The organism is Solirhodobacter olei (genome assembly GCF_004010155.1).
Lineage (GTDB): Bacteria > Pseudomonadota > Alphaproteobacteria > Rhodobacterales > Rhodobacteraceae > Solirhodobacter > Solirhodobacter olei.
On the sequence record NZ_RRYH01000015.1, the window covers coordinates 40,368 to 51,877 of the forward strand.

At 60.8% G+C, this 11,510-nt stretch carries 13 protein-coding genes and 1 pseudogene; 5 read left to right on the forward strand and 9 right to left on the reverse strand.

Going from position 1 to position 11,510, the window contains the following annotated elements:
* Window positions 1–38: 38 nt before the first annotated feature.
* A complete protein-coding gene (locus EIP85_RS11995; RefSeq protein WP_127902425.1) occupies window positions 39–1,031 on the reverse strand; it encodes a TRAP transporter substrate-binding protein in 993 nt (330 codons plus the stop codon).
* A 174-nt stretch (window positions 1,032–1,205) separates the two neighbouring features.
* Here EIP85_RS11995 and EIP85_RS12000 point away from each other — a divergent pair, with 174 nt between their 5' ends.
* Window positions 1,206–2,147: a LysR family transcriptional regulator gene (locus EIP85_RS12000; protein ID WP_127902426.1), complete on the forward strand. Its 942-nt coding sequence runs from the start codon at window positions 1,206–1,208 to the stop codon at window positions 2,145–2,147.
* A gap of 381 nt (window positions 2,148–2,528) precedes the next feature.
* Here EIP85_RS12000 and EIP85_RS12005 read toward each other — a convergent pair whose 3' ends face one another.
* From EIP85_RS12005 to EIP85_RS12025, 5 genes and pseudogenes are all read right to left on the reverse strand, one after another.
* A complete protein-coding gene (locus tag EIP85_RS12005) occupies window positions 2,529–3,065 on the reverse strand; it encodes a hypothetical protein (RefSeq protein WP_127902427.1) in 537 nt (178 codons plus the stop codon).
* Window positions 3,062–3,454, reverse strand: a complete 393-nt coding sequence (locus EIP85_RS12010) for a bacteriohemerythrin (protein ID WP_127902428.1) — start codon at window positions 3,452–3,454, stop codon at window positions 3,062–3,064. The genes EIP85_RS12005 and EIP85_RS12010 overlap by 4 nt, the downstream gene beginning before the upstream one ends.
* A 250-nt stretch (window positions 3,455–3,704) precedes the next feature.
* Complete coding sequence (locus EIP85_RS12015; protein ID WP_206615522.1) at window positions 3,705–4,100, reverse strand: c-type cytochrome; 396 nt, start codon at window positions 4,098–4,100, stop codon at window positions 3,705–3,707.
* A 263-nt stretch (window positions 4,101–4,363) separates the two neighbouring features.
* A pseudogene (locus EIP85_RS23405) lies at window positions 4,364–4,510 on the reverse strand (DNA translocase FtsK); the annotation flags it as partial.
* Window positions 4,511–4,649: 139 nt separating this feature from the next.
* Window positions 4,650–5,147, reverse strand: a complete 498-nt coding sequence (locus tag EIP85_RS12025) for a cytochrome b (RefSeq protein ID WP_127902429.1) — start codon at window positions 5,145–5,147, stop codon at window positions 4,650–4,652.
* A 662-nt stretch (window positions 5,148–5,809) separates the two neighbouring features.
* Here EIP85_RS12025 and EIP85_RS12030 point away from each other — a divergent pair.
* Window positions 5,810–6,421, forward strand: coding sequence for a class I SAM-dependent methyltransferase (locus tag EIP85_RS12030; RefSeq protein ID WP_127902430.1), 612 nt, complete (start codon window positions 5,810–5,812; stop codon window positions 6,419–6,421).
* Window positions 6,422–6,786: 365 nt separating this feature from the next.
* Here EIP85_RS12030 and EIP85_RS23255 read toward each other — a convergent pair whose 3' ends face one another.
* The 3 genes from EIP85_RS23255 to EIP85_RS12045 form a co-directional block, all read right to left on the reverse strand.
* Window positions 6,787–7,005, reverse strand: a complete 219-nt coding sequence (locus EIP85_RS23255; RefSeq protein WP_127902431.1) for a GDCCVxC domain-containing (seleno)protein — start codon at window positions 7,003–7,005, stop codon at window positions 6,787–6,789.
* A 53-nt stretch (window positions 7,006–7,058) separates the two neighbouring features.
* Window positions 7,059–7,739, reverse strand: a complete 681-nt coding sequence (locus EIP85_RS12040) for a class I SAM-dependent methyltransferase (protein ID WP_127902432.1) — start codon at window positions 7,737–7,739, stop codon at window positions 7,059–7,061.
* 447 nt (window positions 7,740–8,186) lie between these two features.
* The gene (locus tag EIP85_RS12045; RefSeq protein ID WP_127902433.1) at window positions 8,187–8,456 is read right to left on the reverse strand and encodes a hypothetical protein; all 270 of its coding nucleotides are present in this window, start codon (window positions 8,454–8,456) and stop codon (window positions 8,187–8,189) included.
* 118 nt (window positions 8,457–8,574) lie between these two features.
* On the opposite strand from EIP85_RS12045, the gene EIP85_RS12050 reads away from it, so the two are divergent.
* The 3 genes from EIP85_RS12050 to EIP85_RS12060 all read left to right on the forward strand — a co-directional run bounded on the left by EIP85_RS12050 (window position 8,575) and on the right by EIP85_RS12060 (window position 11,510).
* Entirely contained in the window at window positions 8,575–9,144 is a 570-nt protein-coding gene (locus EIP85_RS12050) for a substrate-binding domain-containing protein (protein ID WP_127902434.1), read from the forward strand.
* A 328-nt stretch (window positions 9,145–9,472) separates the two neighbouring features.
* Complete coding sequence (locus EIP85_RS12055; RefSeq protein WP_127902435.1) at window positions 9,473–10,324, forward strand: glycine betaine ABC transporter substrate-binding protein; 852 nt, start codon at window positions 9,473–9,475, stop codon at window positions 10,322–10,324.
* A gap of 85 nt (window positions 10,325–10,409) precedes the next feature.
* The gene (locus tag EIP85_RS12060; RefSeq protein WP_206615523.1) at window positions 10,410–11,510 is read left to right on the forward strand and encodes a quaternary amine ABC transporter ATP-binding protein; all 1,101 of its coding nucleotides are present in this window, start codon (window positions 10,410–10,412) and stop codon (window positions 11,508–11,510) included.

The following is an 11,510-nucleotide window of genomic DNA, read 5'->3' on the forward strand; positions in this document are numbered from 1 at the left end:
GCACCCTCACGATCCCGTAGGAGGCCTCCATTGCTCGCCTACATCTTCGAAACGAGATCGAGCAGCTTCTGCCCTTCCGCGCCGGTCTGGTCTACGAAAGCCTTGCGGACCGCGGGCTGCATGGCAGCCTTGATCGCCGCGTTTTCAGCATCCGTCCAAGCGCGCGCGTCCATACCGACGCGCTTTAGGTTCTCGATGTCCTTCGGGTCGATGCCATCCGTCGGGGTGATCGATGCGCTGACGGCCTTGTCAGCGGCCTTGGTGATACCGTCCTGCACGTCCTTCGGCAGTTTGTTCCACCAAGCGGGGTTCACCACGAGGTTGTCGAAGGCCACGAATATAGGCGCTGCGCGCCCGTATTTCTGAACCTCATAGAACTTGCGGGAGTAAGCCGCCTGAACACCGGTGATGCCAGCATCAATTACGCCGGTCTGGAGCGCTTGGTACGTCTCCGACCCGGCCATAACGACGGGTGTCGCCCCCATCGCGACCAACCCCTTGTCGAAAAGCGGGGAAAGGCCACGGATTTTCACGCCCTTGAAGTCAGCCGGCGTATTCAGCGGATGCCCGTTCGAGGTGAAGATCAGGTCGTTGGTATCGACGATCCAGCCAATATTCTTGACGCCATGCTTCAGCATTTTGTCGTCGAGGAATTGGGCCGCGGCCGATTTGATGAACGCTCGTTGGGCCTCGGGCGAGCTCACGAGATACGGAATAAGGGTAACCCCCATCTCGGGAAGGGTGCCGCCCCACTGCAGGTTAACCACGGCCGCCGCTTCAACGTCGCCCGACGCAACCGCCGCAATCTGCTGCTTCGGGGCGTAGAGCTGGGCTGCCCCGAAAATCTGAACCTTCACCTTGCCATTTGTATCGGCCGCCACGTCCTTGGCAAACTGCTGGAGCAGGATTGCCGTGTGGTGCGTCGGCGGGAACTGGTGACTGAGGCGCATCGTGAAGTCCGCCGCCCAGGCCGACGTGCCGATAAGCGCAATCGCTGCCGCACCAACAAAGCTCCTGAAGTTCATTGTCATGGTCTCCTCCCGTTGACATTTGGCTCAGCCACGCGCCGCCCCTGCACCCAAATCCCCGCGGGGTGAGGCTGGGATGTGATGCGGCGGTCCTCCCGGCAACTTCCTTAGCGCAACGATAAAGCCCGAAATATTATAATGTTTGCACTGTTCCTCTCTATAATTTAGAGATCACGAATGGACTTCCGCCAACTGCTGATCTTCATTGAGATTTACAAGGCCGGGAGCATCGTCGGTGCAGCAGATTCGGTGCGATCTGCGCCATCCGTGCTGACCCATCACCTGCGCAATCTTGAGCATGAGGTCGGTGGCCCGCTGTTCGAGCGCCGGTCGCGCGGGGTTGAGCCAACCGACCTCGGGCGGAAGCTCTTTCCCCATGCGCTCGACATCCTCCGTACAATCCGCCTGGCGAAGCAGAGCCTGCAGGACGCGAAGTCTGAGATCACAGGCAGTGTCTGCGTGAGCCTCGCCTATTCGGCAGTCATCGGCATTGCCGATCTCCTTGTGGAGAGGGTGCTTTCCCGCCATCCGCTCATCCGCCTCGATATCGTCTCCAGCGTTTCAGGCGTGACCTTCGAGACTCTCTCGAATGCTGGGGTCGATCTCGCTGTCATCTACAGCCCAAGCCGGGACAGTCGTCTTCGCCTGACGCCCCTTCTTGAGGAGCGATCCGTATGCATCGGGCTGCCCGAGATCGTCGGCGAGGCGGATCAGGATCTGCCGTTGTCAGAGTTTCTCAAGATGAAATACATCCTGCCGCGCATGAGCGCCCGTGGCCGTGCACCGACCGACAATGCGGAGCACCAGCGCCTGATTGAAGATCACGCAACCATGTTCACGGAGAATGTCGAAGTCGCGTTCCGCTTCATCACTGGAGGTTACGGCTGCATGATGGGAAGCCGGCTATATTCCGACCACCTCAAGCACCGCGGCCTCATTGCCCGTCCACTCATAGACCCGGAAATCACCCGGACGCTCTATCTCTGCGAACGGAGGGACACGCCAATAACGCGAGCCATCGAGGCGGTCCGAGCCATCATATTGGAGACGATTGAGACGGCTGTCTCAACCGGCTACTGGCCATGCAGTCGCTTAACAAAAGATGGAGATCCAGGGTGACGCCGCCCTAACCTGACCGATTGGGGTGCAGACCCCTCTGCGCGACACCCCACGTACCACGGCCGAAGTCCCAAACGGCCCCTAACAGCCATCGGACTAAGTGATCGAATGCTGCGCCGCGGCGAGGTGTCCAGCGATTCATGTGGCATGCAGCGATCCCCTGACCGGGCATGCGCAGGATGCCCATTCGCCTTCAATGCGCCTCAGCGAGCTGGCAAGGGAAGCTCATCACGCTGCCCAACCAAGCTCTTTCAGGCTATTCCATGAATGCCATATCTTGGTCATGTGGGCGATCTTGTCTCCGGCAAACTGCATCACATAGACGTAGTCCGCCGTCGCCGTCTTGCCCGTCGGAGGCACGGGGCCATTGCACTCTTGACCTCAATGAAGCCGCTGTAAACACCCGTCCAGAGCGCTGAGCGATGCCTGAGAGCCTGAAAGACTGTAGGATGTCACATCCTTCCCGCTCTCGTCGCGCAGGAAGAGGGTGTTGCCATAGGTGACATCGGACAGGAACTCGCCGCTCCCTGCCTTGTTCGGCAAGGTGAACAGGACCGAGTTCTTGTAGAGGTCGGCGTCATTTAGGTTCCAGGGTTGACGACCGTCGATCTGGACCTGCAGGTTGGCGGTACCGCCATTGTCTCCAAAATTCCAGCTCGGCGAATAGAATTGGAGTTTTGTCGTGGCGTCCTTGTACTTCCAGACCGAAAAACTGTCCCCATTGTCGTAGTAGACCTCAGCGACGCAGGCCGAGGTGCCATCGTCCCAGGTTACGATTTGAACGTCCCAGTTCTTGTACTGGTACAGCGTGGTGCCATGGCTGGCGGCCGCCGCCACCGGCGAGGACAGGCACATCAATACCGCCACCAATGAAACCTGCGCGGAGCGTAGACGGCCCTGCAAGGACATATCGGTCAAATCGGGTGCTCCTTTCTTAATTGCACGTCAACTTGGCCCATATGCCTGGAAAGCCAACGGTCGATGCGGCCGAGAAGCGCTCTGGCAAGCTCGGGATCGAAGCCTTGCCGATAGAAGCGCGCGCATTCCGCCTCGATCATTTTTCGGAATGCCTTGTGTTCCAGACAGTTTTGGTTCGCCGCGGCGCAGCGGTGAGCCTGCATGCAACTCTCTTCGATCTGAAAATGTACCATCCCGTAGATGGTAAGGAAGCCAAGAAAGGCTTCGTAAGGCCGGGACGACTCGCCATTCTTGAGCGTATCGCGAAAGCAATCGACTGCTTCCAGCAGCGCTTTGTGCTGGGCGTCAATGTGCGCAAACCCGGTTCTCAGTTCCTGACGCAATTCCATAGCGCTTCACCTCCCTTGACCGACCATAAGGGCATTGCTTGCGAACGCGTGGCCAAAACCGAAGGCGGAAACCGCCGAAGGCCCAACCTAAATGATAGGCCGAGTGAAGTACGGTTTTGTCACGCGCGAAGCTCGCAATCTACAAATACCCCGTCGCCCAAGCACGGCAGGTTCCCATGGAAGAACGCTTACTCGACTCAGTACCGCCGACTTCCAGTGCACCGGTCTCGATCGGAAAAGCGTCGTCACCTCAGTCCTTTGTCTTCACAGTCTTCAGATAGGCTATGATGTCGTCGACCTGCGCGAGCGAAAGCTTGTTCGCGACCTTGCCCCAGCGCGGCATGATCGTGTCGAGCGGACCACCTTCTTCATCGATGCCGTCCATGATCGCGCGCTCCATCAGCTTGTCGTCGTGATGGTACTGATTTTCGAGTCCGGGCGACTGAAGGTCTGCGGATTTGGTGTCGCCGAGGGACACACCGCCTGAGGCATCGCGCTTATGACACACGGCACAATGGGCCAAGAACAGCCTTTTACCCGTAGCAGCGTTCCCCACTGCAAGTGCTGACGACGCGGAGAGTGCCACGGCGCCAGCCGCAATGAGCGGTATCGTAAGGTCGCTGATGAATTTGGTTGCAGAACGCATTGAACAGGCCTCCTGGTTTGCCGACGCAGTTATTGAGGTTCCCCTTTAGCCTCTATGCAGAGGCCTCCCCCGACTTTGATGCAGATCATGTCAATTATCCGGCCTTCCTCGACGAATGCAGATTCCGGAGATTCCGACCACACATTTTCGTGATATGCGTCGCCACTTGTTGCGCTGTTCTACGGCGGCACTGAGTTACAAACCGATGTGGCAGACGGGCCTGCGAGCCGTCTCTCCGCAAGTACCCCCGAACCCGTCCCCAACTACTGCTCCGGCACCAGAAACTCGCGCTTGCCGACGTGGTTGGAGGCAGAAACCAAGCCTTCGTCCTCCATCTGCTCCACCAGCCGCACGGCTTTGTAGTAGCCGATGCCGAGCTTGCGCTGGATGTAGGAGGTGGAGCATTTCCGGTGCAGGCGCGTTCCGCACCGGCAAAAGCTTGATCGAGATTCTGCCTCTGGCGATTCAGAGCGCAGTGAACGGCGCCCACACGATGCAGGCCGCGGCCGAGGGGGAGCGACTGCCGTTCGGGCGCATCGCTTCGTAGGCTCAGCTCTCTTCGCCGGGTTTCATCCGTAACAGGAGCCCATCGTGGCGAACGAACTGGTGGTACAACGCCCCTGAGGCGTGCATTCCGACGAGCAGGAGCAACGTCACCGCCAAGACGTTGTGGACGATCGAGACCGCGCGGAGATCGAAGAAATAGGCGAGTATTCCGGTGAGCGGGATCAGCACCATGGTTAGGTAGGTGGCCCATTGGACGACGTGGGCAACCGCTTCCATCCGCGGATCGAAGTCCTTGGGCGGTGGCGGGGCCGCGTGGCTGCGCTTCAGTTGCAGTCGCCAAAGGACGAGCACGAGAACTGCCGTGCCGACCGTAAGGTGTATGATGACACCGGGAGTGAATAGATAGCTGTGGGTTGTGATGAGGTAATGCCAGCCCGGCAGCACGATCCAGTAGAAGGCAAATTGCGACGCGATCAGCAGTGCCATCGCCCAATGCAGGAAGATTTGGACGGAATCGTAGGTTTGTGCTTGTTCTTGCACGGCAAGGCTCCAGCTCAGGTCTTGCCGGGTTATTCCGCGACTTTGCTGATAGAGACCTGACAATGCTGCGCTGCAGAGTGCGGCAGAACGTCTTGCCTATATGCCCCTCCGTAACCGGCCGATCTGGGCCGCAGTTGTAGCGATGATCCGTGATAGGCTCGGGGCATGGAGATTGATCAAGACCGGATTGACGAAGCCGTCTGTGAACAGGCATCGGAGTTTGCCCCTTCCTGGAGTGCGCCCCTTGGGCGCACTCCAATCCGAAATTGGTAAGTGAACTGGACTCAGCCGATCATCGCTCAGCTGTCTCCTGGAAATCGGTCATCCGGCTACGGGATGCTCTACCCCTCACACGAGCGATCGGAATGGGGGCGCGTCCCGACGTTCGATCTTGGCGCGGCGAAGTGGTGGAACCAGCCCAGCCTTCCAGCTCGAGCCTCGGCGTGTTGCTGATGGCGCGAATGGCCGCTCCTGCCGGATCCGGTAGCTGCCACGCCGCGGCGCCGGAGGTCCGCTCTCCGCCCGGAGGCGCACTGTCGTGACCTGGCACGGCGGAGAGATGGATAGGGGATGATTGATCGGCTTGCACAACCGAGAAGAGCACATACCCCAAATTCAGCATGTGTTATGCTCGGGCCAACCAAAGCCCGGGAGGCTGTTGCATGATCGACCGATCCGATCATTGGGAACGCATCTACCGCGAGAAGCCCGCGGCATCGCTGAGCTGGCACGAGGCGATACCGCGCGTCTCGCTCGATCTGATCGAGGCAACTTCGATCCCGAAGGACGCCTGGATCGTCGACATCGGCGGTGGCGCATCGCGTCTGGCCGATGGTCTCGTTGCCGCAGGCTACAGCAACCTCACCGTCCTCGATCTCTCCGCCACAGCCCTTGCCCAGTCCAGGTCCCGCATCGGACGCGAAGCGCCGGTCGAATGGGTTGTCGCCGACGTGCTCCAATGGGAGCCGACGCACCGCTACGCACTCTGGCACGACCGTGCCGTGTTTCACTTCCTAACCGCTCCGGAAGACCGCGCCTCCTATCGCGACGTGATGCTCAATGCGATCCGCCCGGGCGGGTACGCAATCGTCGGCACCTTTGCTCCGGACGGCCCCGAGCGGTGCAGCGGACTTCCTGTGGTCCGATATGACGCCAAGGCCTTGATGGATGTCTTCGGAATGGACTTCGCGCTGCGCCGCTCGATCCGGCACGAGCATGTCACACCGGCCGGGACGGTCCAGAATTTCCACTTCGGGACCCTGCAGCGGCTCTGATCCGGCGTCACGGAATGGAAGGTGCGGGCTGGGCGATGAAGGCCAGCGCCACCGGCCAGGACGCGGTCGGCTATATGGCTGGCTATGTCGTAGTGATGTAACCCGAAACGGCTTGGATTGGTCTTCAGGACGCAGCCGGGAACTCCGGCTGCGTCCCTTCAATTCGGTTTCTCCATTATTTCCAGGAACGATCCGAAATATTAAAAGTCCGAATTGTCGAACCGGAATTCCGTTTCACGGCATTTCTGTGCCACGCACCGGACCTCAGCCTTTTCGGCGGGTGCGGCAAACGCCTACTTCCAATGTTTGTGACGCTTGACACTCTGGCAGGCAGCCGCTTCAGCGGATTTTACCGAAGCGCCAGATCAGTCGCAGCAGTTGCGCCCCCTTTGGACCGGAGGGCACGGGACCGTTCCATATGAGCAAAAGACACAACAATCACCGGGCAACGGCCTCAGAACCTTGCCGCACGACCTGCATTCATAGAACCACTGGCAGCTATCAGTCGACATGGTCTCGTCTTCTGAGTGGCCACAGTTCGGGCATGTAATGCTGCTGATGAGCTTGATGTTGTCGTCAGACATGCTGACACCCTCGCAAGATCAGAGAGATGGTAGTCACGTTGGGGCCACGCACTTTAGGGACCGTTTGGCGCAGCTGACGTACGCGGAGCCGCTACGACGACAGAGGATGCAATACCGTAGCTGACAACGGTACTCGAATGCGTCACGACCCAGATGTCCGACGCGAGCGTCTCGGGCAACTCTATGGGTCGGCACCCGCCAGTCAGCACAGGAGACAACCGGTTGAGGGCGGTCCATGCGTGACTTATGGCCGAGGCTGGAAACGTTCGCCCAGGGGTTATGCTGGTAACGCAAAGCATCCCATCTGGCATCAACGCGTCCCGCGCCTCTTCAAGGAATGCATCGGTCTCATCGGGCCGAAGGAGATCGAGCACGTAACTCGTAACGATGCGGTCGAACCGTTGGCCGTCAAAGACAGCTTGAGGATCACCGTCATTCTGGAAAATGCGAACGCGTGGACCAAATCGGGAGGTCCTCTGCCGCGCCAATGCAACCATCTTTGGGCTGATGTCACAAGCGACATAGGAGGCTTCGGCAGGCAGGACTGCTTCAAGCAGGCGGGCAGCCAGGCGCCCGGTCCCGCAACCGAATTCAAAAACCGAGGTGGCTGTGTCGAAATGGCCTTCCCGGATCAATACATCCAGCGCCGGCTCCTCGTAGAAGGCCTGGGTGTCCTGAAGCGCTCCGATACGATCATAGATGCGGCGCGCGGCCGTGCGCGTGAGATACCTCATCCTGAAAGTATCGCATGCCAGGCGGGCTTACACCAACAGCGTTCGCCCGACACTGGGGCGTATCCGACGCTGTATTGTTCCCGGGATCGGATGGCCCGCGTGACCCGCGCATTTTCTGGTCCACTCTCCGGGGTCCGACAATGCCCCTCCCGCTCCGTAAACGAGCAGCAATGTCTGCTTCTGTGGGGCGCGACTGAAAATTCGCAGCCAGGACGAATGACGGCTAACCGCCCTTCTTGCTCTTCGCCTTTCTGACCAAGTCGACAAGAATCTGAGGTCGCGAGAATTTATCCGAATGTCGGGCCGGTCATTCTGACCGAGCCCGACAGTTTGCGGACATGGCTTCACCAACTGGATCGGGCCTGAAGTCGGCGACGGCCGCTATCAATCGGCGCACTGCGCTTCGCTTCATGACCTCGGAAGTTCGGCCAAGGTGGTCCCGGAAGATTAGACCGTGTCGCGGCAAGCTGCAAATTGGGCCATCAACACTTCGTTGATCTGTGCCAAGTGGCTCACAATAAGCATCTCGCCCCCCTTGAGGCCGTCCTTCGATTGAACCGAATCGATGAAAGGCGGAAAAGGCGCGGGAGGCATCGTGAATTCAATGTCGAGGTGGCGCTGCCCCTCAGGAGTGTCGATAACTACGGTCGCCTCTCCGAACTCGTCGTCGATGAATACTGTGTTGGTGACTTCCAGGTTTTGCACGGGTTTGTGCATATTTTTCTCCATATCGTGATGGCCCACCCTGGGGCCGAGGTTTCAAGATCGGAGCTTTGGCGAGTGGCGGGGCCGACAAGTCGACCTACTGACCCCCGACAACATCGCGGCCAGGCTGATGGCGCTCGGCAAAGAGTGCGATGCCGTCGCCGTGACCGCGGCGGACCATCCAGTCATCAATCATACGATCAGGGATCTGCGCGAACAGGGAAAGCCGGTCGTTTCCTACATCACGGACCAGTCGGCCCCGGAACGAGCCGCATATGTTGGCACCGACAACTGGAAGCTCGGGCGCACGGCCGGCTACTTGATGGCGCAAATGACCAATGGGCCCGGCCGCGTTGCCGTCTTCATCGGCAATCACTGGAGCGCCGATGCGATCGGCTGGCAGCCGCTTGGCTGGGAGCAATGGTTCCACGCCCAAGGCGCCCGGTGGGAGCGCGGACCGTCGAGCTTCTCGACCAACAAGGTGGCGCTCCTGATAGAGGCGGCGCTCGCCGGCGAAGGCGTCATGCTGGGCTGGCAGCACATGGTCCGGCGGTTCCTCGACGAGGGGCGCCTCGTGGTTGCGCATCCGGCGCCGGTGACCGCGGGACGCGGCAATTTCCTGCGCTGCCAGACCGCCTCGCTGCAGCGCCCGGCGGTCGCGCGCTTCGTGGATCACCTGCTCGCCTCGCTCAAGGCCTGACCGACGGGCCGCACAATCCGGCTCCGCCAGAATTTCATTTGAATTCAACGCTTTGCTTTTCGATGACGCATTAGGCTTACTAATGCGAACCCCGCCAAAATTCTCGTTTGCAGCACGCCGCCCGTCTGACCGATACCTGCGTGAAGGAAGGGGACGACAGCGACGCCGGGCACGATCGCCGGTTGACGTGTTGGCCCCATCAGATGGGCACGGTGGCCACACCACCCCAATCACCAGATCGCCGGTCAATCGGCGAATGGCGCTGCGGTGCCATTCGCCTGCTTGCGCACACGGTGGCATCGCACCCAACGCAATCGGAGGACGTTCCATGCGCAAACTGATGCAGACCCTCGCGGCCGTTGCGGTCGTGGCTGGCCTTGCCCTGCCCGCAGCCGCCGAGAACATGACGATCAAGATGGGCACGCTATCCTGGGAGGACCTGACGCCGATCACCGGCATCACCAAGAAGGTCCTGGAGGACGAGGGCTACACCGTGAAGGTGACCCAGTTCTCCGAATGGGGCATCGCCTATGCGGCGCTTGCCAAGGGCGACATCCAGATGCTCGCCTCGCAAACCGACTATGTGGCCCAGGATTACTGGAACAGGAACAAGAGCAAGCTGGAGAAGCTCTCGCCCGTCTCGCACGGGCTCTATCAGGCCTTTGCGGTGCCGAGCTATGTACCGATCAACTCAATCGACGATCTGAATGCCAATTCCGAAAAGTTCGGCGGCAAGATCATCGGCATCGAGCCCGGCTCGGGCCTGATGCGCGACGCCGCGACCGCGGTGAAGACCTATGGTCTGAAGCTGAACCTCGTCGAGGGCAGCACCGCGGCCATGACGGCCGCTCTGAAGGCGGCCGAGGAGCGAAAGGATTGGATCGTCGTCACCATCTGGCAGCCGTCCTGGATGATGCAGAAGTTCGACATGAAGTTCCTCGCCGATCCCAAGGGTGTCTTCCCGCCGGCGCAGAGCTACTACTGGATCGCCCGGAAGGGCTTCGCGGCGAGCCATCCGCACGCCCGTGAGGCGATTGCGAGCGTTTTTGTCCCGCTGGCTGACATCACCTCGATCAACTCCGAGGTCGCCGATGGCAAGACCATGGACCAGGCAGTTGCGGATTGGACGGCGAGCCACGCCGACCTGCTGAAGCGCTGGGAAAATATCAAGAAGGAATGATCCGGCGGACCGGATCCAGGGCCGTCCCGGCCTGACCGGGGCGGCCATTCGAACTGTCGAGGCACAAACGGGGAGGATGTGCGTCATGAAGCAGAAAGACACGGCTGAGATCCTGATCGACTGCCAGGCCCTCTGGAAGATCTTCGGTGACCGGTCGGGCGCGGCCATGTCGGCCGTCACCCAGCGCGGGCTGACCAAGACGCAGGTGCTGCAGGAGTTCGACTGCGTCGTCGGCGTTGCGGACGCGAGCCTGCAGGTGCGCCGCGGCGAGATCTTCTGCATCATGGGCCTCTCGGGCAGCGGCAAGTCGACGCTGATCCGGATGCTGAACCGGCTGATCGTGCCGAGCTCGGGTCGGGTGCTGGTGAAGGACCGCGACCTCGCCGGGCTGAATGCCGCCGAGCTGCGCCAGATGCGCGCGCGCCACATCGGCATGGTGTTCCAGAGCGTCGCGCTGCTGCCGCACCGCACGGTGCTGGAAAACGCCGCCTTCGGGCTCGAGGTCCAGGGCCTGCCGAAGCCGGAGCGGGCGAAGGCCGCCGAGGCGGCGCTGCGCCAGGTCGGCCTCGGCGATTGGATGCAGCGCTACCCGTCCGAACTTTCTGGCGGCATGCAGCAGCGCGTGGGTCTCGCCCGCGCCATCGCGGCCGATCCCGAGATCATCCTGATGGACGAGCCGTTCAGCGCGCTTGACCCCCTCATCCGGCGTCAGCTGCAGGACGAGTTTCGCCAGCTGACCAAGGAGCTTGGCAAGTCGGCCGTCTTCATAACCCACGACCTGGAAGAGGCGATCCGCATCGGCGACCGCATCGCGATCATGAAGGACGGCGCCATCATCCAGGTTGGCACCGCCGAGGAGATTGTGTTGAATCCGGCCGATGCCTATGTGGCCGACTTCGTCGCGGGCATCTCGCGGCTGCATCTGGTCAAGGCACATTCGGTAATGGTTCCGGTCACGGAGTTCCTCAAGGGATCCCCGGGCCGCGACATTGCCGGCCTCATCACGACCCGGCCGGAGGCCGACATCGACGAGCTGATCGGCCTGACTGTGCGATCCGAAGACGGTGCAATCGCGGTGGCGGAGGAGGGCTCCGTGGTGGGCGTCGTGACCACCCGCAACCTCCTGCTCGGCGTCAAGGGCACGCCTGCCGCCGCGCCGGACACCGGCATAGCAAGGCGGGCGTGA

What these genes read in the sequence shown, in the direction of transcription:
- EIP85_RS12060 (WP_206615523.1), top strand. Translation starts at nt 10,410, where the DNA reads ATGAAGCAGAAAGACACGGCTGAGATCCTGATCGACTGCCAGGCCCTC.
- EIP85_RS12045 (WP_127902433.1), bottom strand. Translation starts at nt 8,456, where the DNA reads ATGCACAAACCCGTGCAAAACCTGGAAGTCACCAACACAGTATTCATC.
- EIP85_RS12050 (WP_127902434.1), top strand. Translation starts at nt 8,575, where the DNA reads ATGGCGCTCGGCAAAGAGTGCGATGCCGTCGCCGTGACCGCGGCGGAC.
- EIP85_RS12055 (WP_127902435.1), top strand. Translation starts at nt 9,473, where the DNA reads ATGCGCAAACTGATGCAGACCCTCGCGGCCGTTGCGGTCGTGGCTGGC.
- EIP85_RS23255 (WP_127902431.1), bottom strand. Translation starts at nt 7,005, where the DNA reads ATGTCTGACGACAACATCAAGCTCATCAGCAGCATTACATGCCCGAAC.
- EIP85_RS11995 (WP_127902425.1), bottom strand. Translation starts at nt 1,031, where the DNA reads ATGACAATGAACTTCAGGAGCTTTGTTGGTGCGGCAGCGATTGCGCTT.
- EIP85_RS12015 (WP_206615522.1), bottom strand. Translation starts at nt 4,100, where the DNA reads ATGCGTTCTGCAACCAAATTCATCAGCGACCTTACGATACCGCTCATT.
- EIP85_RS12000 (WP_127902426.1), top strand. Translation starts at nt 1,206, where the DNA reads ATGGACTTCCGCCAACTGCTGATCTTCATTGAGATTTACAAGGCCGGG.
- EIP85_RS12040 (WP_127902432.1), bottom strand. Translation starts at nt 7,739, where the DNA reads ATGAGGTATCTCACGCGCACGGCCGCGCGCCGCATCTATGATCGTATC.
- EIP85_RS12010 (WP_127902428.1), bottom strand. Translation starts at nt 3,454, where the DNA reads ATGGAATTGCGTCAGGAACTGAGAACCGGGTTTGCGCACATTGACGCC.
- EIP85_RS12030 (WP_127902430.1), top strand. Translation starts at nt 5,810, where the DNA reads ATGATCGACCGATCCGATCATTGGGAACGCATCTACCGCGAGAAGCCC.